The organism is Candidatus Pseudomonas phytovorans, assembly GCA_029202525.1.
GTDB classification, from domain to species: Bacteria; Pseudomonadota; Gammaproteobacteria; order Pseudomonadales; family Pseudomonadaceae; genus Aquipseudomonas; species Aquipseudomonas phytovorans.
Genome location: CP119325.1, coordinates 2972750 through 2996528 on the forward strand (window position 1 = coordinate 2972750; position 23779 = coordinate 2996528).

Annotated in this window: 30 protein-coding genes; 7 read left to right on the forward strand and 23 right to left on the reverse strand. The window is 63.5% G+C overall.

Translation table 11 applies throughout. The features are described 5' to 3' along the window. Window positions 1-105 precede the first annotated feature (105 nt). The 6 genes from P0Y58_13310 to purU are packed head-to-tail and all read right to left on the reverse strand — an operon-like array spanning window position 106 to window position 6929. On the reverse strand, window positions 106-711 hold the full coding sequence (locus P0Y58_13310; GenBank protein ID WEK33114.1) for a sarcosine oxidase: 606 nt from the start codon (window positions 709-711) through the stop codon (window positions 106-108). A 3-nt stretch (window positions 712-714) separates the two neighbouring features. Further along, window positions 715-3618: a 2Fe-2S iron-sulfur cluster-binding protein gene (locus tag P0Y58_13315; GenBank protein ID WEK33115.1), complete on the reverse strand. Its 2904-nt coding sequence runs from the start codon at window positions 3616-3618 to the stop codon at window positions 715-717. Further along, entirely contained in the window at window positions 3615-3920 is a 306-nt protein-coding gene (locus P0Y58_13320; protein WEK33116.1) for a sarcosine oxidase subunit delta, read from the reverse strand. Before P0Y58_13320 ends, P0Y58_13315 begins: the two co-directional genes overlap by 4 nt. An 11-nt stretch (window positions 3921-3931) precedes the next feature. Further along, a complete protein-coding gene (locus P0Y58_13325; GenBank protein ID WEK33117.1) occupies window positions 3932-5173 on the reverse strand; it encodes an FAD-dependent oxidoreductase in 1242 nt (413 codons plus the stop codon). Next, window positions 5155-6066 (reverse strand): bifunctional methylenetetrahydrofolate dehydrogenase/methenyltetrahydrofolate cyclohydrolase FolD, encoded by a 912-nt coding sequence (gene folD / locus P0Y58_13330; protein ID WEK33118.1) that lies wholly within the window; start codon window positions 6064-6066, stop codon window positions 5155-5157. The genes P0Y58_13325 and folD overlap by 19 nt, the downstream gene beginning before the upstream one ends. Beyond that, window positions 6063-6929 (reverse strand): formyltetrahydrofolate deformylase, encoded by an 867-nt coding sequence (purU, locus tag P0Y58_13335; protein WEK33119.1) that lies wholly within the window; start codon window positions 6927-6929, stop codon window positions 6063-6065. Before purU ends, folD begins: the two co-directional genes overlap by 4 nt. 217 nt (window positions 6930-7146) lie before the next feature. Here purU and P0Y58_13340 point away from each other — a divergent pair, with 217 nt between their 5' ends. From P0Y58_13340 to P0Y58_13360, 5 genes are all read left to right on the forward strand, one after another. Then, window positions 7147-7548, forward strand: a complete 402-nt coding sequence (locus P0Y58_13340; protein ID WEK33120.1) for a hypothetical protein — start codon at window positions 7147-7149, stop codon at window positions 7546-7548. A gap of 90 nt (window positions 7549-7638) precedes the next feature. Beyond that, window positions 7639-7860: an MbtH family protein gene (locus tag P0Y58_13345; protein WEK33121.1), complete on the forward strand. Its 222-nt coding sequence runs from the start codon at window positions 7639-7641 to the stop codon at window positions 7858-7860. Further along, entirely contained in the window at window positions 7857-8576 is a 720-nt protein-coding gene (locus P0Y58_13350) for an alpha/beta fold hydrolase (protein WEK33122.1), read from the forward strand. Before P0Y58_13345 ends, P0Y58_13350 begins: the two co-directional genes overlap by 4 nt. Before the next feature lie 57 nt (window positions 8577-8633). Further along, on the forward strand, window positions 8634-9185 hold the full coding sequence (locus tag P0Y58_13355; protein ID WEK33123.1) for a hydrolase: 552 nt from the start codon (window positions 8634-8636) through the stop codon (window positions 9183-9185). A 26-nt stretch (window positions 9186-9211) separates the two neighbouring features. Continuing rightward, entirely contained in the window at window positions 9212-10264 is a 1053-nt protein-coding gene (locus tag P0Y58_13360) for a DUF1615 domain-containing protein (protein WEK33124.1), read from the forward strand. Between the two features lie 132 nt (window positions 10265-10396). Here the strand turns inward: P0Y58_13360 and P0Y58_13365 are convergent, their stop codons facing one another. The 9 genes from P0Y58_13365 to P0Y58_13405 form a co-directional block, all read right to left on the reverse strand. Further along, entirely contained in the window at window positions 10397-11260 is an 864-nt protein-coding gene (locus P0Y58_13365; protein ID WEK33125.1) for a zinc ABC transporter substrate-binding protein, read from the reverse strand. Continuing rightward, complete coding sequence (locus P0Y58_13370) at window positions 11257-12156, reverse strand: metal ABC transporter permease (GenBank protein ID WEK33126.1); 900 nt, start codon at window positions 12154-12156, stop codon at window positions 11257-11259. The genes P0Y58_13365 and P0Y58_13370 overlap by 4 nt, the downstream gene beginning before the upstream one ends. Further along, window positions 12153-12902: a metal ABC transporter ATP-binding protein gene (locus P0Y58_13375; protein ID WEK33127.1), complete on the reverse strand. Its 750-nt coding sequence runs from the start codon at window positions 12900-12902 to the stop codon at window positions 12153-12155. Before P0Y58_13375 ends, P0Y58_13370 begins: the two co-directional genes overlap by 4 nt. After that, window positions 12899-13801, reverse strand: a complete 903-nt coding sequence (locus P0Y58_13380; GenBank protein WEK33128.1) for a metal ABC transporter substrate-binding protein — start codon at window positions 13799-13801, stop codon at window positions 12899-12901. The genes P0Y58_13375 and P0Y58_13380 overlap by 4 nt, the downstream gene beginning before the upstream one ends. A 16-nt stretch (window positions 13802-13817) precedes the next feature. After that, entirely contained in the window at window positions 13818-14387 is a 570-nt protein-coding gene (locus tag P0Y58_13385; GenBank protein WEK33129.1) for a DUF6162 family protein, read from the reverse strand. Continuing rightward, a complete protein-coding gene (locus tag P0Y58_13390; GenBank protein WEK33130.1) occupies window positions 14384-14704 on the reverse strand; it encodes a hypothetical protein in 321 nt (106 codons plus the stop codon). Before P0Y58_13390 ends, P0Y58_13385 begins: the two co-directional genes overlap by 4 nt. After that, the gene (locus P0Y58_13395) at window positions 14701-15240 is read right to left on the reverse strand and encodes a thiamine pyrophosphate-binding protein (protein ID WEK33131.1); all 540 of its coding nucleotides are present in this window, start codon (window positions 15238-15240) and stop codon (window positions 14701-14703) included. Before P0Y58_13395 ends, P0Y58_13390 begins: the two co-directional genes overlap by 4 nt. Then, the gene (locus P0Y58_13400; protein WEK33132.1) at window positions 15237-16430 is read right to left on the reverse strand and encodes a PepSY domain-containing protein; all 1194 of its coding nucleotides are present in this window, start codon (window positions 16428-16430) and stop codon (window positions 15237-15239) included. The genes P0Y58_13395 and P0Y58_13400 overlap by 4 nt, the downstream gene beginning before the upstream one ends. 174 nt (window positions 16431-16604) lie before the next feature. Further along, a complete protein-coding gene (locus tag P0Y58_13405) occupies window positions 16605-17939 on the reverse strand; it encodes a SidA/IucD/PvdA family monooxygenase (protein ID WEK33133.1) in 1335 nt (444 codons plus the stop codon). A gap of 173 nt (window positions 17940-18112) precedes the next feature. On the opposite strand from P0Y58_13405, the gene P0Y58_13410 reads away from it, so the two are divergent. Continuing rightward, complete coding sequence (locus tag P0Y58_13410; protein ID WEK33134.1) at window positions 18113-18559, forward strand: hypothetical protein; 447 nt, start codon at window positions 18113-18115, stop codon at window positions 18557-18559. Window positions 18560-18601: 42 nt separating this feature from the next. Here the strand turns inward: P0Y58_13410 and pbpG are convergent, their stop codons facing one another. From pbpG to P0Y58_13435, 5 genes are all read right to left on the reverse strand, one after another. Then, window positions 18602-19528 (reverse strand): D-alanyl-D-alanine endopeptidase, encoded by a 927-nt coding sequence (pbpG, locus tag P0Y58_13415; protein WEK33135.1) that lies wholly within the window; start codon window positions 19526-19528, stop codon window positions 18602-18604. Between the two features lie 155 nt (window positions 19529-19683). Then, a complete protein-coding gene (locus tag P0Y58_13420; GenBank protein WEK33136.1) occupies window positions 19684-19848 on the reverse strand; it encodes a hypothetical protein in 165 nt (54 codons plus the stop codon). A gap of 191 nt (window positions 19849-20039) precedes the next feature. Continuing rightward, window positions 20040-20276 carry a hypothetical protein gene (locus tag P0Y58_13425; protein ID WEK33137.1) on the reverse strand — a complete coding sequence of 79 codons (237 nt, stop codon included), beginning with the start codon at window positions 20274-20276 and terminating at the stop codon, window positions 20040-20042. Between the two features lie 203 nt (window positions 20277-20479). Continuing rightward, complete coding sequence (locus P0Y58_13430; GenBank protein ID WEK33138.1) at window positions 20480-20662, reverse strand: hypothetical protein; 183 nt, start codon at window positions 20660-20662, stop codon at window positions 20480-20482. Between the two features lie 98 nt (window positions 20663-20760). Then, window positions 20761-21105: a hypothetical protein gene (locus P0Y58_13435; protein ID WEK33139.1), complete on the reverse strand. Its 345-nt coding sequence runs from the start codon at window positions 21103-21105 to the stop codon at window positions 20761-20763. A gap of 161 nt (window positions 21106-21266) precedes the next feature. Here P0Y58_13435 and P0Y58_13440 point away from each other — a divergent pair, with 161 nt between their 5' ends. Further along, complete coding sequence (locus P0Y58_13440; protein WEK33140.1) at window positions 21267-22088, forward strand: shikimate 5-dehydrogenase; 822 nt, start codon at window positions 21267-21269, stop codon at window positions 22086-22088. Window positions 22089-22214: 126 nt separating this feature from the next. On the opposite strand, the gene P0Y58_13445 is transcribed toward P0Y58_13440, so the two are convergent. The 3 genes from P0Y58_13445 to P0Y58_13455 form a co-directional block, all read right to left on the reverse strand. After that, complete coding sequence (locus P0Y58_13445; protein ID WEK33141.1) at window positions 22215-22457, reverse strand: hypothetical protein; 243 nt, start codon at window positions 22455-22457, stop codon at window positions 22215-22217. Between the two features lie 97 nt (window positions 22458-22554). Further along, window positions 22555-23082: a lactoylglutathione lyase gene (gloA, locus tag P0Y58_13450; protein ID WEK33142.1), complete on the reverse strand. Its 528-nt coding sequence runs from the start codon at window positions 23080-23082 to the stop codon at window positions 22555-22557. Between the two features lie 222 nt (window positions 23083-23304). Next, window positions 23305-23664, reverse strand: coding sequence for a DNA binding protein (locus tag P0Y58_13455; GenBank protein WEK33329.1), 360 nt, complete (start codon window positions 23662-23664; stop codon window positions 23305-23307). Window positions 23665-23779: the final 115 nt, after the last annotated feature.

Below are 23779 nucleotides of genomic sequence, written 5' to 3' on the forward strand. Positions count from 1 at the left end.
ACATGAGATTTGCAGTGCCTGTGAGATCGAGCGCCGCCCGCGCGGCGCTCGATCTCACAGGCGCAGAAAATCATGCGGCGAACACCCCGCAGCCCGCACTGCTTATCAACCCAGCAACTCACCCAGCCCGATCAAACCGCCATCGAATTCGTCCATGGCATCCAACATTGCTTCCTGCATGTACGTGCGCGACGCCCGATCAAACAGCAACTGCAACGCCGGCCGCTCTTCACCGCCCACATTCACCACGATCACATTGATGCGTGCCACCGAAGTCTGCGCCACCGCCCCAGCCGGGAAGGCCCCGGGACGCAAATCCACCCCGCACAGCTTGGCCATCACCGCACTGGCGTGCACCCCTGACAGCTGCAACCAGGCATGGCTGTCCTGGCGCGGCAGCAGGTAGTTGCGCTGGGCATCCTGCACCCATTCGGCCTCTGCGGCAGCCACCTGTGCGCCTTGGTCGTCCAGGCTGCCCAGCAACAGGTACTCGGTCTGCGACAACCGCGCTATCCAGCCTCCGTTGTCCTGGCACGCGGCCTGGTTCAACAGCTGAGGCAAACGGTAGCCACGCTGCAGCAGGTAGGCGGCACTGTCACCCCCGCGAAACCCGGCCCGCGCCACATCGGTCAGGTCAGTCAACGCACAGCTGGGCCACGACTCGGCCTGCGGGCGATGAGGGATAAAGGCTTCTGCTTGCAAACGGGTCATGGCTCAGAGCTCCTGGCGCAGGTTGTCGGGATCGTGGAAGGGCAGTTGCACCACCTTGGCCTGCACCATCGCGCCGCCCTCCACGCGGATAGGGATGTGCATGCCGGGGGTGGCCTGGTGGGCGCCGGCATAGGCCAGGCCGATGATCTGCCCCAGGGTTTGCGAGTATTCGCAGGAGGTGACGTTGCCGCTGATGTCCGGCCCGTCCAGTACCAGGTGCCCCTCCAGGGGTTGCGGGCTCCCTTTGGGCAGGGTGAAGCCGACCAGCTTGCGCTTGAGTGGCTGCGCTTCAAGGATTTCGATCGAACGCTTGCCGACGAAGAACGGCTTCTTGCGGCCGATGGCCCACTGCATGTCGATCTCTGCCGGGTGGGTCATGCCGTCGGTGTCCTGGCTGATGATCACATGGCCTTTTTCCAGGCGCAGCAGGCGCTGGGTTTCAACGCCGAACGGGCGGATACCCAAGCCTGCACCGGCTTGCATCAGTGCGTCCCACAAGCGTTCGGCATGGCGCGCCGGCACATGCACTTCATAGCCCAGTTCACCGACGAACCCGACCCGCAGGATGCGCGCCGGGATACCGGCCACCTTGCCCTGGCGCACGCCGAGGTACGGGAAGGCTTCGGCCGACAGGTCCACGTCATCGCACACCTTGGCCAGCACCTGGCGTGACAGTGGCCCGGCCAGGTTGACGGCGGCCAGGGCAGCGGTGACGTTGGTGATGTCCACGTCCAGGCGCCACTGCGCGTTCCACTTCAGCATCTGCTGGTAGATGCGGTCGACGCCGCTGGTGGTGGCGCTGACATAGAAGTGTTGCTCGCCCAGGCGTGCGCAGACGCCGTCGTCGATCACCACGCCGTGTTCGTTGGTCATCAGTGCGTAGCGCGTGCGGCCGACAGGCAGTTTGGCAAAGCCGAAGGTGTACACGCGCTCCAGCAGCTCTGCGGCGTCGGGGCCGCGCACGTCCAGGCCGCCCAGTGTGGAAACGTCGATCAGGCCGACTTTTTCGCGCACATGGCGTGCTTCTTCCTGCATGCAGCGCTCACGTTCTTCTGGTTTTCCGTAGTAGGCCGGGCGTTGCCAGCTACCGGCAGGCATCATTTTTGCCCCGGCTTGCAGGTGGCGGCGGTGCATGGGCGTTTGCCGGTAGGGGTCGAAGGCACGACCGGCGACATGCGCCAGCTTTTCGGCCTGGAACGGTGGGCGGGCGGTGGTCACTCCGGTCTCGCTGATGCTGCGGCCGGTGGCATGGGCCACCAGCCGTGCAGTGGGCAGCGCCGAGTGGCGGCCCTGGGACGGGCCCATGCCGACCGTGGAAAAGCGCTTGACCAGTTGCACGTCACGGTAGCCACTGCGGGTGGCGTTGACGATGTCGCGCACTTGCAGGTCTTCGTCGAAGTCGACGAAATCCTTGCCTTTGGGGTGTGGGAAGATCGGCCACGGGAAATTGACCTTGGCTTCGGCGCTGAACACTTGCTGTGACGGCCCTTGCAGGCCCAACCCTGCCACTGCATCGGCGGCCCCGCGCGCGGCATCGGCCAGCACGTTGGCCAGTGCATGACGGCCGTTTACCGAGCCGGCGATGCCCAGCCCGGCCGGCAGGTTGCTGATGCTGAACTCGTCGCGGTTGACGTCATAGGCCAGCTTGCCGCCGGCCTGGCACAGCAACTGGTACACCGGCATGTAGCCCGCCGACATGCACAGCAAGTCGCACGCCAGGCGCAGGCCATGCGGGCCGACCTTGCCCTGGCCGGTGATCGGGCGAATGTCCACGCCGTTGACATGGCGCATGCCTGTTTCGTGCAGCGCTTCGTACACCGTGCTGCCCAGGTGCACGGGGATGTCGCGGCGCTTCAGTTCAGCGGCGAGGGCGGCATCGGCGGGCGCGGCGCGCATATCGACCACGGCGGCAACGGCCACGCCTTGTTCCTGCAGGTCAAGGGCGGCCAGGTAGCCGTCATCGTGGCCGGTGAGGACCACCGCGCGCTGGCCCGGCTTGACCGCATACAGCTTCATCAGTCGCTGGGCGGCGCTGGTCAGCATCACCCCCGGCAGGTCGTTATTGCGGAACACCACCGGCTGGTCGAACGAACCCGCCGCTACCAGGCAACGGCGGGCGCGTACCTTGTACAAGCGTTTGTGCTGGATGACCGGCAGGTAGTTGTCGGTGAACCAGCCGTTGCAGGTGGCTTCCAGCAGCACCTGAATGTTCGGGTGGCCCTCGATGGCGGCCAGCAGTTCCTGACGCAGGCTGGCGGCGTGGGTGCCGGCGATGTCGAAGCGGGCGTAGGTGAGCGAGCCGCCCAGCACCGGTTGTTGTTCGACCAGCAACACCTTGGCCCCGGCATTGGCCGCGTCGAGCGCGGCGCGCAGGCCTGCGGGGCCGCCGCCGATGACCGCTACATCAACGAACAGATAGGCTTTGTCGTAGTACTGCGGCTTGAAGCCAAGGTCGAGCACGCCCAGGCCGGCCTTCTTGCGAATCAGCGGCTCCCACACTTTCCACATGCCCTTGGGCTTGTAGAACGAGCGGTAGTAGAAGCCCACCGGCATGAAGCGTGAGAACTTGCCCAGGTAGGCGTCGCGGTCCTGCTCCAGGCTGCCGTTGAAGTTCTGCCCCTCGACCACCTGGCCCTCGCGGGCGGCCTCCAGGTCGGCCAGCACGTTGGGCTCTTCAGGCAACTGCACCAAGGTGTTGGCATCCTGCCCGGCCATGCTCAGCGGGCCGCGTGGGCGGTGGTACTTGAACGAGCGCGACAGCAGCCAGCGACCGTTACCGAGCAGGGCGCTGGCAATGGTGTCACCGGCAAAGCCTTGGCAGTCCTGGCCGTCGAACTGGAAGCGCAGGGGCCGCTCGCGGTCGATCAGCAGGCCCATGGGCGCGGGGAGGCGAGTGTGGCTGTTCATCCGGCGATCTCCGGGGTGGCGGCGGGGGTGAAGTCGACGCGGCGGTCGAACAGTTCTTTCGGGTCGAAGGTGCGCAGCACCTGGTCGCTCACCGTGTGGCGTTCGGCCAGAAACCAGTAGCTGGAAGCGTTGTGCAGCCACCACTCGGTGACCACCCCGGCCAGGTTATCGCTGTTGAATACATAGTCCGCCCACTCGGCATCGCTGCAGTTGGCCGGGTCGGGCATGGGCTTGAACTCGCCGCCGTAGGTGAACTCGCTGATGTTGCGCGGGCCATTCAAGGGGCAGGTCAGGATCTTCATCGTCGTTGCTCCTAGTGGCTGGCCGCAGTGGCGCCCATCTCGTTGACTTGCTGGAAGCGGCTGAAGCGTTCCAGGGCGAAGGGGGCGATCATTTCGGGCACCTTGCCGCCGCTGGCCACCAGCTCGGCCATGGTCTTGCCGCAGATCGGCGTGGCTTTGAAACCCCAGGTGCCCCAGCCGGCGTCCAGGTAGTAGTTCTCGACCGGCGACAGGCCCATGATCGGGCTGTAGTCCGGGGTCATGTCGGTCATGCCGGCCCACTGGCGCATCAGCTTGGCGTTGGCCATGAACGGGAACATCTCGATGGCGTGCGCCAGCAGGCTTTCCTTGAGGTCGAGGGTGGAGCGCGTGTTGTACAGCGGGTACGGATCGGAGCCGCCACCGAAGACGATTTCGCCCCGGCTGGTCTGTTGCACATAGCAGTGCAGCGCCGACGAACTGACCAGCGGATCGAGGAACGGCTTGAACGGCTGGGTGACCATCGCCTGCAATGGGTAGGTGTGGATCGGCGCGCGGATGCCGGCTTTGTTCATCAGCAGCGAACTGGCCCCTGCCACCGCCTGCACCACACAACCGCACTGCACCGTGCCACGGTTGGTCTTGACCGCTTCGATGCGGCCATTGCGAATCAGCAGGTCCTGCACTTCGGTCAGTTGGTGGATTTCCACGCCACGCTTGGCCGCCTGTTTGGCGTAGCCCCAGGCCACGGCGTCGTGCCGCGCGGTGGCGCCGTCGATATGCCACAGGCCCGCCAGCACCGGCAGGTGGCCGGGGTCGAGGTTAAGGCTGGGCACCAGTTCACGAATCTGTTGGCGGTCGATCATTTCGGTACGCCCGCCGAAATGCTTGTTGACCTCGGCACGCTGGCGGAAGGCGCGCACGGTGGCATCGGTGTGCGCCAGGGTGAGCTGGCCGCGTTCGGAATACATGATGTTGAAGTCGAACTCGTTCGACAGGTTCTGGAACATGCGCACCGATTCAGCGTAAAAGCGCACACCTTCGCTGGTGAGGTAGTTGGAGCGGATAACCGCAGTGTTGCGTGCGGTGTTGCCACCGCCCAGGTAGGCCTTTTCCAGTACGGCGACGTTGGTCACACCGTGGTATCTGGCCAGGTAGTAGGCGATGGCCAAACCGTGGCCGCCGCCGCCAATGATCACCACGTCATAGCGTGGCTTGAGCTCACACGGTGGTGGCAGGTCGACTTCCACCGGGTAGTCGGCACTCAGGCCGTATTTCAGCAATGCGAAAGGCATGCGGTGCGCTCCTGGTGGGCGGCCTGTTGTTGCAGGTCGAGGGCGAGCAGGGTGTTTTTCATCAGGTAGGCGATGGTCATCGGGCCAACGCCGCCGGGTACCGGGGTGATGCCGGCTACCTGGGGCAGGGCAGCGGCGAAGTCGACATCGCCGACCAGGCGGCTGTGGCCGCCCTCATCGACGCGGTTGATACCCACGTCGATCACCACCGCACCGGGCTTGAGCCAGGCGGCACCGATCAGCCGGGGCTTGCCCACTGCCGCCACCAGGATGTCGGCCTGGCGGCACAGCGCCGGCAGGTCGTGGCTGCGCGAGTGCACCACGGTCACCGTACAGTCGGCCTGCAGCAGCAGGGCCGCCATGGGTTTGCCGACAATGTTCGAGCGGCCGACCACCACCGCATGCTTGCCGCGCAACTCGCCACAGGCGTCGCGCAGCAGGCGCATGCAACCGCTGGGCGTGCATGGGGTGAGTACATCGCGGCCCTGGGCCAGGCCACCCACGTTTTCGCTGTGGAAACCGTCAACGTCCTTGAGCGGGCTGATTGCCTGCAATACAGGGTGCTGGTCGATGTGTGCGGGCAACGGCAGTTGCACGAGGATACCGTTCACCTCGGGGTCGCGGTTCAGCCGGTCGATCAGGGTCAGCAGCTGGGCCTGGGTGGTGTCGGTGGGCAGGCGATGCTCCAGCGAACGGATGCCCACTTCTTCGGCGCGCAGCACCTTGTTACGCACGTACACCTGGCTGGCGGCGTCGGCGCCCACCAGCACCACGGCCAGGCATGGTTGCACGCCGCCTTGGCGCAGCTCCTGCACCTGCTCGCGTACTTCGGCCAGTACCCGCGCGGCGGTGGCCTTGCCGTCGATCAGCTTGACGCTGGCAAGGGCGTTCATTTGAAAATCACCGTGCGGTCGTGGTTAAGGAATACCCGGTGTTCAAGGTGGTATTTCACGGCGCGGGACAGGGCGATGGTCTCGGTATCGCGGCCGATGGCCACCAGGTCGCCCGGTGCATAGGCGTGGTCCACGCGCTGTACTTCCTGCTCGATGATCGGCCCTTCGTCCAGGTCGCTGGTCACATAGTGGGCGGTGGCGCCGATCAGCTTGACTCCGCGCTGGTAGGCCTGGTGGTAGGGCTTGGCACCTTTGAAACCGGGGAGGAACGAGTGATGGATGTTGATCGCCCGGCCCGACAGCTGGCGGCACAGGTCATCGGAGAGGATTTGCATGTAGCGCGCCAGCACCACCAGTTCGGTGCCGGTGTCCTCGACGATGCGCAGCAGTGCGGCTTCCTGTTCGGCCTTGGTGTCTTTGCTCACCGGCAGGTAGACGAAGCGGATGCCCTGGCGCTCAGCCATCGGGCGCAGGTCCAGGTGGTTGGAGACCACGGCGGTGATGTGCATGTCCAGCTCGCCTTTGGCGTGGCGGTACAGCAGGTCGGACAGGCAGTGGTCAAACTTGCTCACCATCAGCAGCACCCGCATCGGCCTGGCGCTGCTGTGCAGGCTCCACTGCATGTCGAAGCGCTGGGCCACGTCGGTAAAACCAGCCTCCAGCTGCGGCGTGTCACCGGTGGTACCCGTGTTGTAGCGGAACACCGCGCGCATGAAGAAGCGCCCGTTATCCTCGTCGTCGAACTGCGCCATCTCGCTGATGTAGCAACCGTGCTCGGCCAGGTAGGTGGTCACTGCCGCAACGATGCCGGACACGGCCGGGCAACTGACGCGCAGGATGAAGTGATCGGGAGCGGGGTGCATGTCGGATAGGCCTCGTGATGGAGTGGGGCAGGTCGGGCACAAGGGCGAAAGAGGCTTCGCGCGGGGCGAAGTTGTGTTTCTTGGTAGGAATATAAATTTCCTTTAGGCGATTTATAGGCGAAGTAAGGGGTGACGGTCTAGAGGTTTGTGAAATTTTTTATCCTGACAGGAATATTGTTGAAGCCCTTCGCGGGCCACTAGAGGCTATGCTTGCCCTATGAGTACACCAGACCCTTTACGCCAGCCATGTCCCCCTGGCGCCTGTATCTGCGGCCGTGAGCACTTGGCGGACCAGCCGCAGACAGCCCAGCGCATCCTCCTGCTGACCCGCCAGGAAGAAAAGCGCCTGCTCGAACGCCTGGAAAACCTCAAGGACCTGGAAGACCTGCAGCGCCTGCAGCAACGCCTGTACGAAAACCTCGGCATCCGCGTACACATTGCCCCCGGTTTCAACGAAGTACGAACCATGCGCGGTATCGTCATCGAGCTGGATGATCAGCCAGGGCTGTGCCGTAAGACCCGGCAATCGATCCCGGCAGCGATCCGCCGCGGTCTGGAGCGCAACCCGCAGGTAGCTTTCCGCCTGCTCGATACCCACGACCTGCTGCGTGATGCCTGAACAGCTAATTTTCCGGCGGCCTGTTACGTCTACTTGAAAGCCCCCCTGCGCCAACCCCGCAGCGGCATCCATCATTCAAGGAGACAGGCAATGACTTCCGTTTTCGACCGCGACGACATCCAGTTCCAGGTAGTGGTCAACCACGAAGAGCAGTACTCGATCTGGCCAGATTACAAGGCCATCCCCAACGGCTGGCGTGCCGTGGGCAAGAGTGGCTTGAAGAAAGACTGCCTGGCCTACATCGACGAGGTGTGGACCGACATGCGCCCGCTGAGCCTGCGCCAGAAAATGGCCGAAGCCGCTACCCAGTGACTGCATTGAACCTGCTGTGCCTGCCGTATTCAGGGGCCAGCGCCATGGTCTACAACCGCTGGCGGCGCAAGCTGCCAGCCTGGCTGCAGGTGCGCCCGGTGGAACTGCCCGGGCGTGGCGCACGCATGGTCGAGCCGCTGCACACCGACATGCAAGTGCTGGCCCGGCAACTGGCCAACGAGCAGCGCCTGGCGGCCAGCGCCCCCTACGCGCTGCTGGGGCACAGCCTGGGTGCGCTGCTGGCCTTCGAGCTGGCCCATGAGCTGCAAGCGCTGGGCTGCCCGCCACCACTGGCGCTGTTCGCCTGCGGCACGGCGGCGCCGACCCGGCGTGAGGGCTACGACGCCAAGGAGTGGCGCACGCCCAAGAGTGACGCCGAGCTGATCAGCGAGTTGCGCGAGCTTCAGGGTACCCCCGAGGAAGTGCTGGCCAACGCCGAGCTGATGAGCCTGACCTTGCCGACCCTTCGCGCAGACTTTCTGCTCTGCGGCACCTACGCCTACCGCCAGCGACCGGCGTTGCAGTGCCCGCTGCATGTGCTGGGCGGTACAGATGACCGGGCCAGCGACGAGCAATTGCAGGCCTGGCGCCAGGAAACCCAAGGCGAGTTCTCGCTGCAGATGTTTCCCGGTGGCCACTTCTTCATCCATGAGCATGAAGATCACGTGCTCGGCGCGCTGACGGCTTCGCTGGAACCCCTTCGGCTTTCTGCCTGATTGACGTCACCGCTTGCCTGGGGGAGGCTAGGCCTTTTCCCAGGTAAGGGGCGGACAATGCTGATCGATCCACACAAGGCCACGCTGCTGGTCGTCGACATCCAGGAAAAACTTATCAGCGCCATGAGCGACCCCGAGGGCACCCGGGCACGGGCGCGCTGGTTGTTGGCGGCGACCGCTGAACTGGAGCTGCCGACGGTGATTTCCGAGCAGTATCCCAAGGGCCTGGGCCATACCCTGGCGGAGCTGCTGGCCGTAGCGCCGGCAGCCGAAGTGGTGGAGAAAAGCCATTTTTCCTGCGTGGCCGCCGAGTGCCTGCCGGCCAGCCTGATGGCGCGTGAGCAGGTGATCGTCTGTGGGATGGAAACCCATGTCTGCGTGCTGCAGACGGTGCTTGGCCTGCTGGCTTTGGGCAAGCAGGTGTTCGTGGTCGAAGATGCCTGCGACAGCCGCACCCCGGCCAGCAAGGCGGCGGGCCTGGCGCGCATGCGCGGCGCCGGGGCGCAGGTGGTGACCCGCGAAATGGTGGTGTTCGAGTTGATGGGCAGTGCCGGCCACCCGCTGTTCCGCCACATCAGCAAAACCTACCTGGTCGGTGAGCAGCCCTGAACGGCCGGTTACTGGCTGTCAGGTTGATGGCCCTGGCGTTGCTGCAAGGCTGTGCCGGGCGCCGTGAAGAAGCACCGGAAGCGGACCCTGCCAAGGTTCGCGCCCAGTTGCTGCGCTTGCTGCCTGCGCAGGCCAAAGACCGCGAGGGCTGGGCCAGGGATATTCAAGTGGCTTTCGAAGCCCAGCGCATTACGCCAGGCAAAAGTAACCTGTGCGCAGTACTGGCGGTGACCGAGCAGGAATCGACCTTCACTGCCGACCCACAGGTGCCCAACCTGGGGCGCATTGCCCGCGAGGAAATCGATCGACGCGCCGCGCGCCTGCATATTCCAAGGCTGCTGGTCGACGGCGCCCTGAAAACCCCTTCGGGCAATGGCCAGAGCTACCAGCAGCGCTTGCAGGCAGTGCGCAGCGAAAAGCAGTTGAGCGAGCTGTACGACGAGGTCATTGCCCGCGTGCCGCTGGGCAAGACCTTGCTGGACGGGCTGAACCCGGTGCACACCGGTGGGCCGATGCAGGTCAGCATCGACTTCGCCGAAAAGCATGCACAGGCGTACCCCTACAGCCATGACGGCACGATTCGCCAGGAGGTGTTCACCCGGCGTGGCGGCATGTACTTCGGTATTGCCCACCTGTTGGGCTACCCGGCCAGTTACCAACGCCAGCTGTACCGTTTTGCCGATTTCAATGCGGGCTGGTACGCCAGCCGCAATGCGGCGTTTCAGGCGGCATTGAGCAAGGCGACCGGCGTGACGCTGGCCCTGGATGGCGATCTGATTGCCCCGGGGGCGATCATGCCAGGCACCACCGAGCAGGCCGCGCGAAAGCTGGGGGCCAGGCTGGGGCTGCGTAACCCGCAGATTCGTAGCCAGCTGGAGGAGGGCGACAGTTTGGCGTTCGAGGACAGCAAGTTGTACAGCGGGGTGTTTGCCCTGGCGGATGCCAAAGCGGGCAAACCGCTGCCACGGGCGGTGTTGCCGGGGATCGAGCTGAAAAGCCCGAAGATCACCCGCAAGCTGACCACGGCGTGGTTTGCCGGTCGGGTGGATGAGCGGTATCAGCGGTGCATGAAACGCTAGTCCTGCAACTAACGCTATCGATTGTGGGAGCGGGCATGCCCGCGAACACCGGCAAAGCCGGTGCCAGCCACCGCGTCGCCTGTTTCGCGGGCGCGCCCGCTCCCACATTTTTGGTCGCGTCAGCCTGTTTGATCAGCTTTCGCCCAATGCCCCGACCACTTGGTCGACACTGGCCTTAAGCCCTGCAAACGCATCCTCTGGGTCGCTCTCCACCACCACCAGCTTCGCCCCGGCCGCCTTGACCACTTCGGCTACCGCTGCGTCCGGTTGCCGGTGGTCCAGTACCAAAGCCACATCCTGCGCTTTCAGGTTCTCTCCCAGCGCCTTGAGCGCGGCAGCATCCCACTCGGCCGGCAGCGGCTGCTCCACCACATCCAGGTTCAGTCCGCTGGCCAGGTAACCCAACCGCTCGGACAGGCTCACCACCGTCAGATTGTCGACCTTGGCCAGGCGTGTCTGGCTGCTGGCCGAAAGCTCCAGCAGCTGGCGCTTGAGCCCGGCGAGGTTGCCCTGGATCTTCGCTTTATCATCCGGTGCCAGCCGCTCCAGGTCATTGGCCACCACGTCGGCCATGCGTCCAAGGTTGGTCGGGTTGAGCCACGGGTAGGCGCCATAGGCATCGTCGCCGCTCACCGCAATGCCCGGCAGCGCGCCGTCTACCGGGCGCGCAGCATCGATCTCGACGATACGGATGTTGCTGCGTCGGGCCATCGGGTACAGCGGGTCGTCACGCCAGATCGAGCGCACGCCGATCACCGCGTCGGCCTGCTGGGCGGCTTTCTCCAGGCTGGGGCCACCGCGCGAGCTGAAATACGATGGCTGGCGGCTGGCCGGCAGGTTGGCCGGCGCCGCACGCTTGAGTTGCACCGCCGTCCCGTCAAGCAAGGCGCTGGCCAGGCTGTGGGTAACAGGCAGGGTGGTCAGCACTTGTGTGGCAAAAGACAGCGACGGCAGGCCGGCCAGTGCCAGCGCCAGGGTCAGGCGTTTCAGGTTCATGCCGGGTTTCCTTGCAGGCGGGGGACGAGGGCGCGGGCCAGGGCGGCCAAGGCAAAGCACATACCGGCGACCAGGATGATCGCGGCGCCTGACGGCACCGGCAGGTCGAAAACGATCGGTAACAGGATGCCGAACAGGGTGCTGATGGTGGCAATCACCACCGACAGGAAGAAAAAGCCTTTGAGTGACTGGCTGACCAGGCGCGCGGCGGCAGCGGGGATGACCAGCAGCGCGCCAACCAGAATCGCCCCGATCACCTTCACGGCGGCCACGGTTACCAGGGTCACCAGCACCACGAACAGGTAGTCCAGGGTTTTCACCGCCACCCCGCGCACGGCCGCCAGTTGTGGGTTGAAACTGGCCAGCATGATGCGGTTGTACAGCGGCAGCGCCAAGGCCAGCACCAGCACCGCGACGATGCCCAGCACCACCAGGTCCTGGCCGCTGACGGTCAGCACCGAGCCGAACAGCACGTTTTCGAGGATGTGCACGTTGATCTTGCCTGCCAGCATCAGCAGCAGGCTGGCGCCCAGCGCCAGCGACACCGACAGGAACACGCCGATCAGCGTATCCGGGGAAAGCCCGGTGCGGTTGCGCAGGAAGTTCAGCAGAATGCCGAACAGCAGGCAGTAGCCGAACAGGCTGCCGTAGGGGCCGGTGTAGGGCTCGCCCAGCAGGATGCCGATGGCCACACCGGTCAGCGCGGCATGGCCCACTGCCTCGGAGAAGAAGGCAAAGCGCTTGACCACCACCAGGGTGCCCAGGCCGCCCAGCACCGGGCCGATCATCAGGCCGGCCAGCAGGGCGTTGACCACGAAACCGTAGGCCAGTGCCTCGGGCAGGTAACCAGCGGTGGCCCAGTCCTGGACCAGTTGGCGAAATGCTTCAAAACTCATGAGGCAAGGCTCTCGCTACGCGGGTGAACAGAGAACAGGCCGAGCAGGCGCTCCGGGGTCAGGGCCTGGGCGGGCGGGGCGTCAAACAACACTTTGCGGCTCAGGCCGGTTACCCGGTCGGCAAGGCGCAGCACGGCTTCCAGGTCGTGCTCGATCCACAGCACGGTGGTGCCAGCCTGGCGCCAGCCCTTGAGCAACTGTTCGAATACCTGGATACCGGCCTCATCGAGTGCTGACATGGGTTCGTCCAGCACCAGCAACTGCGGCTCGGGGATCAGGCCCTGGGCCAGCAGCACGCGCTGGCGCTCGCCCCCGGACAACGCACCCATGCGCCGCTTGCGCTTTTCGAGCATGCCGACCCGCGCCAGGGCTGCGTCGATGGCCGGTTGTACCCGCCGTGACAGGCCCAGAAAAGCCGGGCGGCGCTGGCACATGGCGGCCATGAAATCGTCCACGGTCATTGGCAGGCCACGGTCGAACTCCAGTGCCTGTGGCACGTAACCGATCACCTCGCGCTCGCTTGGCCAATGCAGGGTCAGCTGGCCCTGGTGCGGCATCTGCCCGAGCAGGGTCTTGATCAGCGAGCTTTTGCCGCCGCCATTGGGGCCGACGATGGCGTGCACGCTGCCGGCGGCCACGCTGAAACCGACCTGTTCAAGGATGCGTGTGCGGCCCAGCGTAAGGTCGATGCCCGCGAACTCGATGCGCGGCCCGCAGGCCGCCACCAGGTTGGCTGCGGCGGTCATGCGCGGTTCTCCTGAATGGCGCGGACCACGGTGTCGAGGTTGCGCTTCATTTCCACTTCGTACTTGTCCTTGGTGTATTCGCCGTAGGAAATGTGCGTCAGCGGGTACAGGCGTACGCCCGATTCACGCTGGATGGTTTCGACATAGGCTGACGGGAAGTCCATTTCCGAGAAGATCACCCGCACGTCCAGGGCCTTGAGCTGGTCGATGGTCTTTTTCAGCTGGGCCGGGCTGGGCTCGATGCCATGGGCCGGTTCGACCACGGCGGTCACCTCCAGGCCAAAGTCGCGCACCAGGTAGTCGTAGGCGGCGTGAATGGTGGCGACCCGGAAGGTAGCGCTGGGCGCTTCGGTGACCTTGGCCAGGGCTTCGGCACGCAGGGCGCGCAGGCGTTTGCCGTAGGCGCGGGCGTTTTGCGTGTAGAACTTGGCGTTGTCCGGGTCGAGCTTGCCCAGTTCGCGGGCGATGTTGTTGACCTGGGCGATGGTGGTGCTGATCGACAGGAAGGTGTGCGGGTTGACCACCTTGCCGGCGCCGCGCGCAGCAATGCCGGTGGCCGCCAGCAATGGCACGTTCTGGTTGGCCTCGATGGTGGCGATGTCGGGCTTTTCGCTGGCTGCGATCATGCGGTCGGCGAAGTCGTCATGACCAACGCCGTTGAGCACCACTACATCCAGGCTGCCGATGCGTTTGATGTCCTCGGCCCGTGGCTCGTAGGCGTGGGGGTTGAAGCCCGCTGGAATCAGCGGCACCACTTCGGCCTTGTCGCCGACGATGTTGGTCACGTAGCTGTAGTAGGGATGCAGGGTGATGCCGATGCGCAGGGGCTTGCCGTTATCGGCCATGGCCAGTGCCGGCAGGGCAAGGGCCAGGAGCAGGGCGAGGGCGGAGCGGAACATGAGGAAGTCCTTGGGTTCAGTGACGGTGTTCGCGGGTAACCCCGGCGTCGTAGTGGCTGACCACCTGCTGCCAGCCAGCGGCAATCAGTGCCGCCTGGCCGAGGTCGTCCGGGGTCATGGCGGCGCTGTCTCGGCGCAGCCAGACATCGGCCTGGCCGGTGCTGTCGGCCGGCAGAATCAGCAGCAGGCTGCCGGCGACTTCTGGGGCCTGGCTGCGGCCCAGGTAGGCGCCGGGCTCCAGCCACGACCATTGGTGGCCGCCACGGGCCTGGCTGCCGGCATCGACCACGAAGGGCGGCAGGCCCTCTTCGGCCAGTTCCTGCACGCTGGGCACGGCAGCGTTTTCTTCCCGTAACAGCTGGATTTCGTCAAAGGCCACCCGGAGGTCGGTGTACAGGCCCTGCTCGGCGGCGGTGAGGTCGCGCCGGGCGTCGATCTGGTGGCTGGCGATGGTCTGTTCGTCCTCGCGCTCGCCACGCAGCAGCACCACACTGGCGGCGAGTACCACGATCAGCAGGCTGATCAGCAGCACGTACAGGGTTTCGTGCCCGGCGCCGGCCGGGCGAATGACTTGTGCGCGGCTCATGGCTGGGCGATATCGGCGTAGTCGACTTCCACCACGTGCCCGGGGCCGGCATCGAACAGCACGTAGAACTCGCCGTCCGGTCGCTTGAAGGTCAGCGTCGAATCGTTGCCGAGCTTGCCGCCGACCAGAACCTGTTCGTCATAGCCGATTACATCCAGGGTTACGCCGGGGGCACCACTGCCGTCCGAGAAACCGCCGGTGCACTTGACTTGGTCGCTGGCCGTTTCTTCGCATTCGCACATCGGGTTGTGCGCCAGGGCGGGGCCGGCAGCCAGCACCAGCAAGGGCAGGGCGAGGGTTCGCATCAGCTGTTTCATTTCTTGCCTCCTTGTTTTTCGAGCCAGGCCACGGTGGCTGGCGATGCTTTGGCCAGGGGGACCGACGCCTGGTGCATGCTGCCGTCCCAGCCTTCCAGGGTGATCCAGATCTGTGCGTCAGGTTTGGTCCGCGGCGGGATCGGCAGCGAGGTACCCATGTTGTAAGGCGCACCGAAGAAGATAGTGCCGGCGGCACGCAGGCTGCGGGGTTTGCCAATACGCAGGTAAGCAGCCTTGACGTCCTTGATGCAGGCCTTGCACAGCGCAGCATTGAACGCCTTGAAGTAGCCGGCCGGGCCGTCGGGGCGTGGTGCCTCGTCACGCAATTCGGCCAGGTTCAGGCTGTAGGGGCCGACCTGGATGTCGCTGATCATGTTGGCGCCCAGGCCGGCGTCGCCACGGAACAGCTTGGCATCGGCGAAGTACTTGGGCATGAACCCCAGCGGGACCAGGATCAGCAGGATGTTCAGGTGGAAGCGCCACTTCAGCCACAGCTGTTTCAGCGGGCTGGCGGGCAGGGTCTGGGCCTGGCTCATGGGTGCATCTCCACGGTGGTTTCACTGCGTGCCGCACGTGGCGCCCGCTCACTGCGCTTGAGGGCGGCGGCGGTGGCCTGGGCGGTGCGTTTGGTCCAGATCAGCAAACCGCTGAGCACCATCAGGGTGAGGATCAGGCCGAAGAAGAACCAGATCAGCTTGATCGGCAAGCCGCCAAAGTCGCCGGTGTGCAGCGGGCGCATGGACTCGGTGACGAACTCCAGCGCCGAGCGGTCGCTGATCAGGAACTGGCTGTCGATAGTGCTGGTGTAGGGGTTCACCAACGCATTCTGGTACATCAACGGGTACCAGCCCGGCCCGGACAACGACACGTGGCTGTAGGCAGTGGCGGGCAGCGAGATGGAGTTGATCTCCAGCCCGGGGATCGCCAGGCTGGCGATGCGCGCCGCTTCATCCAGGCCGATGCGCGGGGCCGGGCTGCCGTCTGGCGTTTGCGGGACTTCCTCACGGGCGATCACCGGGTTGATGGGCTCGCTGGAAATGGTGATCTGGTTGTCGAACAGGATCGCCTGGATCAGGAACCAGGTGCCGGTGATGGAAATGACCGCAATGAACCAGATCGACCACACCCCGGCGAGGCGGTGCAGGTCACCCCAGAAAATCCGCGAGCCATGGCCGGTGCGCACGGGTTTGAAAAAGCCTTTCCAGAATTTTTTGTACACCACAAGGCCAGTGACCAGCGACGCCAGCATCGGCAGGCCCAGTATCGACACCAGGTACCAGCCCCAGCTGAAACCGTTGGTGAACGGCACCAGCCACCAGCCGTGCAGGGCACGGGTGAAGCCCTCGAAGTTGAAATCCGGGGTCTTGCCCTGAATGGCGCCGGTGTAGGGGTTCACATACAGCGTCGGGCTGCTGCCGTCAGGCAGGGTGACACTGGCTTTTACCGCGAAGTGTGAGCCGTCCGGCTGGCTCAGGCGCTCGACCACCATGTCCGGGTCGGCTTTGTTCAAGGCCTCCAGCACCTGCTGGAAGCTCATGCGCTCGACATCCGCGTCCGGCTTGTTGGCGCGTACCGCCGGGTCGGCGAGCCAGACAATCTCCTGGCTGACTACGGCAAGCATCCCGGTGAAACAGACGATCAGCACAAAGAACCAGATCGGCAGGGCGAGCCAGCTATGGACCAGGAACCACAGCCTGGATTTGGATTTTTTCGGTGATTTGGCCATCAGACTTCTTCTGCAATGGGTGGTCGAGCGTATGCCCAACCAAAGAGAGCTGTACTGATAAGGACGAATGAGAATTGAAATCCTGCCGATTTAAATGCAAGCAAATATTTCAAAATGCAAAGCCGGCCTGCGCGCGAGGCGTCAGGCCGGCTTTGAAGAAATGTAGCAGAGGGGTCAGGCGCGGGTCAGGGCCACGCTCGGTTGCGGTTTGCCGTGCAACTGCGCCAGGTCTTGGTACAGCGCCCGGCCAATTTCCGCGGCGCGGGCCGGTAGCACCGAAAGCAGGGTGTCGCTCAGGCCGTGGCTGTTTTCACAGAAGCCCTGCAGGTACACCGAAGCCTGCAGGTCCGGGCTGGCCAGCACGCGGTAGTTGCGGTCGACATTGAAGTCCTCAAGGTAACCGGTCAGCGGTGCCAGCAGGTCACGGTGAGAGCGGCGCTCGTAGCCGGTGGCGAGGACCACGGCGTCGTAGCGGTGGGTTTGCTGCTGGCCGGTGGCTAGGTCGCGCAGGGTCAGTTCCAGGCCGTCGCGGGTGGCCACCACGGCTTCAACCTGGCGGCGGCACAGCACGTTGTGACGGTGCTGGTGGGCGACTTTCTGCCGGTAGAGGATGCCGTAGATGCGTTCGATCAGGTTAAGGTCGACCACCGAGTAGTTGGTGTTGTGGTATTCGCCCAGCAGTTTGCTGCGCTGGTCGGCCGGCTCGTTATAGACCAGGTCGGTGTAGTCCGGCGAGAAGATCTCGTTGACGAACGGGCTGTCGTCGGCCGGTTTCAGGGCGGAGCCACGCAGGATCATGTCGACCTTGACCGACGGGTAGCTGTCGTTGAGGTCGATGAATGCCTCGGCGGCGCTCTGGCCCGAACCGATCACCGCGATGCGCATCGGTTTGCCGGCGGTGCACGGCAGCTTGTTGAGGCTGCTCAGGTACTGGGAGTGATGGAATACTCGCGGGTCATCCTTGAAGGCACCGAACTTTTCCGGGATTTTCGGCGTGCCGCCGCTGCCGACCACCACCGAGCGGGTACGGCGGCTGTATTCGCGGCCCTGGGCGTCGCGCGAGACCAGGCGCAGGTGCTCGACCCGGCCAGACTTTACCTCAGGTTCGATGCGCAGCACTTCCTGGCCATACACCGCCTGGGTGGCGAAATGTTCGGCGGCCCAGCGCAGGTAGTCGTTGTACTCCAGGCGGCAAGGGTAGAAGGTGCCGAGGTTGATGAAGTCGGCAAGGCGCTGCTTCTGGTGCAGGTAGTTGACGAAGCTGTAGGGGCTGGTGGGGTTACGCAACGACACCAGGTCTTTGAGGAACGAAATCTGCAGCTCGCTCTGGGTGGCCAGGGTTTCACCGTGCCAGCGGTAGTCCTGCTGTTTGTCGATGAACAGTGCGTCGAGGGCGTGGCCCTGAGATTCGGCGAGTTCTTCCAGCGCAATGGCCAAGGCCAGGTTGGAAGGGCCGAAGCCCACGCCGATCAGATCTTTGATGGTTTCCTGCTGTGAGGACTGGCTCATGGCTGCTATTCCCTGAATGGTCGAATATGGACGCCCGCCGGGGCCCCGGCTCCTGCGCAAGTACATGTGTTGGAACGAGCCAGTCGGCGAGGAATTTAAGCGGGCTAAAGAACTGCGAGGGGAGGCCGATAGGGTGGTTACGGCAAGGACCTATCTTTCAGCAGGGAATCGACATGAGCGCAATTACGGCAAGCAACCTGATGATCAATGGCGTTTCGGCGCAGACGCTGAGCGCGAACGCAACGACCGAACGCGAACAGGCAAAACAGGCCGGTGAGGCACTGGGCCCCCTGAGCATCAGCAGCGACAGCATGAAGGTTTCTGCAGGCAGCCAGGCTCAAGCTGCAGACAGTGAAGACAGCGGTGAGTCAGAAGCCATGACCGAACTGCGTCAGCTGATCAAGGATCTGCAAAAGCAGCTTGTCGAGGAGCAGAAACAGTTGGCCGCGCTGCAGAACAGCAAGATGGATGATGCTGCCAAAGCGGCTGCGGTGGGCGCCAAGCAGGCAAGCATTGCCACCATCAACGGCCAGATCATGGCTGCCACGGCGCAGCTGTTGGAGCTGTTGCAGCAGGAGGGGGGCAGCAGCTCGGGCGGGATGGTCAGCGCCACCGCCTAGCCGCAACGCGGCAGTGCGCCGCGTTGCGTCAGGTTACGGCGATTATTCGGACGCTACGCGCCCTTTGCCCTGCCGGTCCGACTTGTACTGCATGGCCACTGCCGGTGCCGGCTTGGCAGCGCCGGTCTCCAGCCATTGACGCATGCGGCTGGCATCGGCGAAGTGGGTGTACTTGCCGAAGGCATCGAGAATGACCATGGCCACCGGGCGGTTGTCCATGCGGGTCAGCAGCACCAGGCAATGCCCGGCCTCGTTGGTGAAGCCCGTCTTGGTCAGCTTGATGTCCCAGTTGCTCTTGTTCACCAGGTGGTCGGTGTTACGGAAGCCCAGGGTGTAGTTGGGCTTGCGGAAGGCCACGGTCTTCTCGCGGGTGGTCGACAGCTCGCTGAGCATCGGGTACTTGCGCGAGGCCATCAGCAGTTTGGCCAGGTCGCGGGCGGTAGACACGTTCTGCGTCGACAGGCCGGTAGGTTCAACGTAGCGGGTATGTGCCATACCCAGGCTGCGGGCCTTGGCATTCATTGCCTTGATGAACGCCGGATAGCCGCCGGGGTAGGCGTTTGCCAGGGAGTTGGCGGCACGGTTTTCCGACGACATCAGGGTAATCAGCAGGGTTTCGCGGCGGTCAAGTTGGCTGCCCAGGCGCACGCGTGAATACACGCCCTTCATTTCCGGGTTGTTGGCAATGCTCATGGTGAGCATTTCATCCATGGGCAGCTTGGCATCCAGTACCACCATCGCTGTCATCAACTTGGTGACCGAGGCGATCGGCACCACACGGTCGGCGTGGCTCGAATACAACTCCTGGTTGGTATTCAGGTCGATCAGCAGGGCGCTGCCTGAAGCCAGATGCAACTTGGACGGGTCACGTTGGGCTTGGGCCGGGGGTTGTGCAGCAGCAGTCGACGGGAGGGTCGCGGTACCTGTGAGCAACAGCAGCAGGCTGAGGATGGACAGGGATGTTTTCACGTTGAGGCTCACTAAAAGTTGGTATGTCGTTGGCTGTGCAAGGGTTTTCCCCCTAAAACCGATGCATTCTGGAGTATGGCTGAATTGCTGTCGAATGCCTTATGACTAAAGGGCGCAAGGTGAACGATATTTAATCCTGCAATGCCAGCAACTCTTCAGGAGGTGATCAGGTATGCCGCCAGGCCCTTGGCCAAGCGCCATGGTTTCCACAGTGAAAGGTGATCGAACAACCGGTTGGCGTTGCCCGCCAACCCTGCCACCGCCAGGTAGACGAACCACTTTCGCAGCAGGCTGGAGAACTTTCTTTTGATGAATCGCAACAATTTGCACACCCGCAAAAACGAAAAAGCCCAACAGTATGTTGGGCCTCAGCGTCACTCCTCAATGCAGGAATGACAGGGGTGGGGAATTTACGCACGGCGACATCACGCTGCAAGCTATATCCAGCAATGCACCCAGCCTTCTTTACCTGGGTCTGGAGGCAGATTTTTCTCAATGCGGCGAATAACCATCAATCCGTGCGCAATATGGGGAACTGAGCCGCAGGATTGCGTGATTCGGCGTTCATCAGCCCACACGCAGACGCGGCCTCGGACTTGTTGATAAAGCCGCGCTTGAGCCGCTGCTTCTCCTGATTGTCGTAAATATCGAAGCCACCCGAAGTGGTGGCGGCATAGAACCTGTTGCCAATGCGGAAGGACTCGCCTTCCACTGGCACAGCAGGAACGATAACGAACCTTGGTTGCATGTTTCACGCCTCCCCAGGCAGATAGCTCATTATTAGTCCGAGAGCGGGAAGACCACAATATGACTCATCGAGACTAATCAATGGCGTGGTGTGTCACCCCTGTCAAACCGAGCCCATCGCTGAGCACCAAGGTGAGGCTAAAAAAAAGCCCGCCAGATTGGCGGGCCATAAGGGCGTAGGGAGCAACGCACAACAAATTCGGGTCAGGCGACCAGGGTGCCTGGCTGCAACTGATCAACCAGGGCCTGCGCGGCGGCAAGGGTCGGCATCGGTCCGCTTACGGCTTCGCCGTTACGCACCAGGTACCAGCACGCCAGCAGGCCCTGCTCACGCAGTGAAGGGGGAACGGCGCTGCCGACAACGGACATGATCTGGATAGTGGCCATGAGGACCTCCTGTGAAACATGGCTCTACCATACGCAGCAGCCTGGGCGGTTTGAAATCAACTTCCTCGATAGTGGTCATTAGTTCTATCAACCATTACCTACCAGCGCGGTGGGCCGTAATACACCGGTGGCGGGCCGTAATAGGTGCGGTAGCCCGGGGGCGGTGGTGCCGGCGCGTAGTACGGCTGGTAGTACACTGGCTGCGGCGGTGGTTGCACGTACACCGGTGGCGGCCCGTAATAGACCGGTTGGCGTTCGACGTACACAGTACGGTCACGCCCGCCATACACGGTCGCCCCTACCACGGCGCCGACCACCGCCGCGCCCAGGATCGGGCCCGGCCCGTACCAGCCACCACCGCCATGGCCGCCGTAGGCAGCTGCGGGCCCACTGAGAGCCAAGGCACCGACCAGCAGGGCGATTCCGGGAATGAGACGGTTCATGGCGCAACCTCGCAGAGAAACCCCACGTTCGGGGCCTTGTTAATATGACTCCAGTCTCTGTCAGCTGAGCACAGGGGAACGGTAAAGGTTGTGTAAGGGACGACCAGTGGTTGCCTCTGGTACGCTGCACAAACGTTTCAGTTATGACAAAGGAGCAGGTTATGTCGACAACTCCCAGCCGGGATACTGTGCTGTGCATCTCCCTGGCCGGCCGCCCCGGCACCTTCGGCGTGCGGTTTCACAACCACCTGTACCAGCAGCTGGGCCTGGACTTTTACTACAAGGCCATGCGCACTGATGACTTGCCTGCGGCGGTAGCGGGTATACGTGCACTGGGTATACGCGGCTGCGGCGTGTCGATGCCGTACAAGGAGGCCTGTATGGCGCTGGTCGACGAAATTGACCCGTCGGCAGCGGCCATCGAGTCGGTCAATACCTTGGTCAATACCAATGGCCACTTGAAGGCTTACAACACCGATTACCTGGCCGTGCGCCAGTTGCTGGCGCAGCATCACGTCGATCCGTGCACCGCCTTTGCCCTGCGGGGCAGTGGTGGAATGGCCAAGGCGGTGGCCAGTGCCCTGCGTGATGCTGGCTTTGCCGAAGGCATCATCGTTGCGCGCAACGAGCAGGCCGGGCGGCAGTTGGCGGATATGTGTGGTTATCGCTGGGTACCTGAGCTGGGCGATATCTGCCCGCCGATGCTGGTGAACGTGACACCGATCGGTATGGCGGGCGGGCCGGAGGCAGACGTGCTGGCGTTTTCCGAGCACGCCATAGCGGCGGCGGAGCGGGTTTTCGATGTGGTGGCGATGCCGGCGCAAACACCATTGATCCGCCGGGCTCAGGCGTTGGGCAAGCCGGTGATCACTGGCCTTGAGGTCATCGCACTGCAGGCGCTGGAGCAGTTTGTGCTTTACACCGGTGTGCGGCCGACTCCGGCACAGGTGGATGCCGCAGTGGCTTACGCCCGGGATGTCTAGTTATTCCTGTACCGGCCTCTTCGCGGGCACGCTCGCTCCCACAGGGATATCACTGCATTCAGGGTTAGTGAAATCCCTGTGGGAGCGGGCGTGCCCGCGAAGAGGCCGGTACAGGTATTAACAATGTCAAAACACCTTGCGCCCGTTATCCAACTGCTGGTCGACCAAAGCCCGGCCATGGGCCAATGACACATGCTGCGCATTCTCAAGGTCGGAGAAAAACTTCATCGGCATCGACATGCGCTTGCTGGTGTGCCCGTCGGGCGCGGTGATCAGGCAGCCGGCGGCATAGGGCAGGGGGGAATCGGGGTGGGGCATCACGCTGGCGGTGATGGTGTGCTCGCGGTATTCACAGTGAAGAGATTGCATCGTCCTTACCTCGCTGTGGCATGTGAAGCAGTTACCTTCATATACCACAGCAAGGGGCCGGGAGTTCCCGGCCCGACGAGCGAGCTGCGACAAACGCTTAGTCTTTAAGCTCGGTCGGCTGGATCACTTCTACCCAGTAACCGTCCGGGTCCTTGACGAAGGCCAGGTGATTCATGCGCCCGTCCTGCAGGCGTTTCTGGAACGGTACGTCCAGTGCTTCAAAGCGCGCACAGGCGGCCCGCACATCCGGCACCGAAATGCAGATGTGGCCAAACCCGCGCGGGTCGGTGTTGCCGTTGTGGTAGGCGAACCCGGCATCGTTTTCGGTGCCGTGGTTGTGGGTCAGCTCCAGTACGCCAGGGATCGACTTCATCCACTGGTGGCGTGCTGCGTCATCGGCAGGGATCTGCGCCGGGTCGACAAGCGCCAGGAAGTACAGGCTGAAGGCGGCTTCGGGGAAGTCGCGCTTGTCCACCAGGCGGAAGCCCAGCACACGGGTGTAGAAGTCCAGCGACTTCTCGATATCCTTGACCCGCAGCATGGTGTGGTTGAAGACGAACTGGGCGGTAGCGGCATCCGGCTGAGCGGTGACGCCAGGCAGGGTTTGCAGATCATGCAGGCTCATGGGGGCTCCTGAGGCAGGGCCGGGCGCAGGGCACCGGCAAAACAGACAGGCTGGCCATGATACGGCAGTGCGCTGATTGCGCAAATGAAAGCGCCCTGCACAAGGCAGGGCGCTGAAATTAGAGGCCCGCATGTGCGGGCGCGTGGGGTCGCTAGTCCTTTAGCTGTCTCGATACTGAGCCAGCCCTTGTGAAAAAAGTGTGAAGCGGGTGTGGACGTTTCATCAGCGTACCCAGCTTTCTACCGTGGCGCCCCCGTACTGTTCTTTCCAGGCCTTGAGGCCCCGGTGGTTGCCGCCTTTGGTCTCGATCCGCTCGCCGGTGTGCGGGTTTTGATAAACCTTTACCACGCGCGGGCGGCGCTGTTGCTTGGGGGCTGCGCTGGTCGCCCTGCTTACAGCCTTGGGGTCGAGGATGGCGATGATATCGCGCAGGCTTTTGTCATAGCTTTTCATCAGGCCGACTAGTTTCTGCTCGAATTCGATTTCGCGTTTGAGGCCGGCATCCTTTTTCAACGCTTCCAGTTGCGCCATCTGCTCCTGGAGCGCTTTTTCGGCAGCACGAAACTCTGCAAGTCTGGACACTGTAATCACTCCTGTACGTCGGTCGTGGCAGGGCGTGACGAACATTGAATACACATAAAACGCCAGCCACGCGGGTGGGTTCCGCTGTTCGCTGATATCGAGTGTAGTCATTCAT

Bases quoted from the DNA above. Each gene is read 5' to 3' on its own strand.
- P0Y58_13360 (WEK33124.1), top strand. From the start codon at position 9,212: ATGGCCCTGGCGTTGCTGCAAGGCTGTGCCGGGCGCCGTGAAGAAGCA.
- P0Y58_13435 (WEK33139.1), bottom strand. From the start codon at position 21,105: ATGAACCGTCTCATTCCCGGAATCGCCCTGCTGGTCGGTGCCTTGGCT.
- P0Y58_13410 (WEK33134.1), top strand. From the start codon at position 18,113: ATGAGCGCAATTACGGCAAGCAACCTGATGATCAATGGCGTTTCGGCG.
- P0Y58_13390 (WEK33130.1), bottom strand. From the start codon at position 14,704: ATGAAACAGCTGATGCGAACCCTCGCCCTGCCCTTGCTGGTGCTGGCT.
- purU (WEK33119.1), bottom strand. From the start codon at position 6,929: ATGCACCCCGCTCCCGATCACTTCATCCTGCGCGTCAGTTGCCCGGCC.
- P0Y58_13325 (WEK33117.1), bottom strand. From the start codon at position 5,173: ATGCCTTTCGCATTGCTGAAATACGGCCTGAGTGCCGACTACCCGGTG.
- P0Y58_13400 (WEK33132.1), bottom strand. From the start codon at position 16,430: ATGGCCAAATCACCGAAAAAATCCAAATCCAGGCTGTGGTTCCTGGTC.
- P0Y58_13340 (WEK33120.1), top strand. From the start codon at position 7,147: ATGAGTACACCAGACCCTTTACGCCAGCCATGTCCCCCTGGCGCCTGT.
- gloA (WEK33142.1), bottom strand. From the start codon at position 23,082: ATGAGCCTGCATGATCTGCAAACCCTGCCTGGCGTCACCGCTCAGCCG.
- P0Y58_13405 (WEK33133.1), bottom strand. From the start codon at position 17,939: ATGAGCCAGTCCTCACAGCAGGAAACCATCAAAGATCTGATCGGCGTG.
- P0Y58_13395 (WEK33131.1), bottom strand. From the start codon at position 15,240: ATGAGCCAGGCCCAGACCCTGCCCGCCAGCCCGCTGAAACAGCTGTGG.
- folD (WEK33118.1), bottom strand. From the start codon at position 6,066: ATGAACGCCCTTGCCAGCGTCAAGCTGATCGACGGCAAGGCCACCGCC.
- P0Y58_13375 (WEK33127.1), bottom strand. From the start codon at position 12,902: ATGACCGCCGCAGCCAACCTGGTGGCGGCCTGCGGGCCGCGCATCGAG.
- P0Y58_13385 (WEK33129.1), bottom strand. From the start codon at position 14,387: ATGAGCCGCGCACAAGTCATTCGCCCGGCCGGCGCCGGGCACGAAACC.
- P0Y58_13370 (WEK33126.1), bottom strand. From the start codon at position 12,156: ATGAGTTTTGAAGCATTTCGCCAACTGGTCCAGGACTGGGCCACCGCT.
- P0Y58_13445 (WEK33141.1), bottom strand. From the start codon at position 22,457: ATGCAATCTCTTCACTGTGAATACCGCGAGCACACCATCACCGCCAGC.
- P0Y58_13380 (WEK33128.1), bottom strand. From the start codon at position 13,801: ATGTTCCGCTCCGCCCTCGCCCTGCTCCTGGCCCTTGCCCTGCCGGCA.
- P0Y58_13310 (WEK33114.1), bottom strand. From the start codon at position 711: ATGACCCGTTTGCAAGCAGAAGCCTTTATCCCTCATCGCCCGCAGGCC.
- P0Y58_13365 (WEK33125.1), bottom strand. From the start codon at position 11,260: ATGAACCTGAAACGCCTGACCCTGGCGCTGGCACTGGCCGGCCTGCCG.
- P0Y58_13440 (WEK33140.1), top strand. From the start codon at position 21,267: ATGTCGACAACTCCCAGCCGGGATACTGTGCTGTGCATCTCCCTGGCC.
- P0Y58_13320 (WEK33116.1), bottom strand. From the start codon at position 3,920: ATGAAGATCCTGACCTGCCCCTTGAATGGCCCGCGCAACATCAGCGAG.
- P0Y58_13315 (WEK33115.1), bottom strand. From the start codon at position 3,618: ATGAACAGCCACACTCGCCTCCCCGCGCCCATGGGCCTGCTGATCGAC.
- P0Y58_13430 (WEK33138.1), bottom strand. From the start codon at position 20,662: ATGGCCACTATCCAGATCATGTCCGTTGTCGGCAGCGCCGTTCCCCCT.
- P0Y58_13425 (WEK33137.1), bottom strand. From the start codon at position 20,276: ATGCAACCAAGGTTCGTTATCGTTCCTGCTGTGCCAGTGGAAGGCGAG.
- P0Y58_13355 (WEK33123.1), top strand. From the start codon at position 8,634: ATGCTGATCGATCCACACAAGGCCACGCTGCTGGTCGTCGACATCCAG.
- P0Y58_13345 (WEK33121.1), top strand. From the start codon at position 7,639: ATGACTTCCGTTTTCGACCGCGACGACATCCAGTTCCAGGTAGTGGTC.